Here is a 598-nt window from a genome sequence, read left to right as displayed (position 1 = left end):
AGATCTTTGGGACTCCACCTTATCCAAACTGGACTGCTGTCGGAGTGAACTGGTTGGCTGGCTTTGATTTTGAGATTAAAGTGATAGCCCGTATTCCTGAGTAAAGGCCTAAGGGCTTTGTTCTGGCCGCAACTGACCCAGTGCCACCTCGCCAAAACGCTGGACCAATAAAGCTTCAGCCTGCTGCATGCTATCGGCCAGCGCCTTATTCACTTTCTGCTCAATTTTACAGTCCGGATGCTGAGATCGGCTGCCGATAGCAAATAAGCCTGGCCGACCCAGTGCATTGTAGATATCAGCAAGACTGATCTGTTCCAGAGGGCGGGCTAAGCTCCAGCCTCCGCCGTGACCTTTACCAGACATCACATAACCTGCCTCTCTCAAGCCTGCCATAGTGCGACGAAACACGGCTGGATTAGTCCCCATGTTCTGCGCTAACACCTCTGAAGTTACAGGCTCTGTTGCATGCTCAAGATGCAATAAAACATGCAGCACGTCAGACAAACGTGTGTCTTTATTCATTATTTAGGTCCTTCATTCCGTCATCTATCAGCATGTTTGACAAAAACCACAACTTACGTATCATTTGATGATACTT

1 protein-coding gene and 1 pseudogene are annotated in these 598 nt (G+C 48.5%); one reads left to right on the top strand and one right to left on the bottom strand.

What is annotated here, in order from left to right; translation table 11 throughout:
- Positions 1-104 (top strand): annotated as a pseudogene (locus ABD056_RS22800) (RidA family protein); the annotation flags it as partial.
- A 4-nt stretch (positions 105-108) separates the two neighbouring features.
- Here ABD056_RS22800 and ABD056_RS22795 read toward each other — a convergent pair.
- On the bottom strand, positions 109-522 hold the full coding sequence (locus ABD056_RS22795; protein ID WP_343870595.1) for an Rrf2 family transcriptional regulator: 414 nt from the start codon (positions 520-522) through the stop codon (positions 109-111).
- Positions 523-598: the final 76 nt, after the last annotated feature.

The sequence above is a fragment of the Caenispirillum bisanense genome (assembly GCF_039523075.1).
Taxonomy (GTDB): domain Bacteria; phylum Pseudomonadota; class Alphaproteobacteria; order Rhodospirillales; family Rhodospirillaceae; genus Caenispirillum; species Caenispirillum bisanense.
The sequence above is the reverse complement of the archived record's forward strand: the minus strand, read 5'-3'. Positions and strand labels throughout refer to the sequence as shown.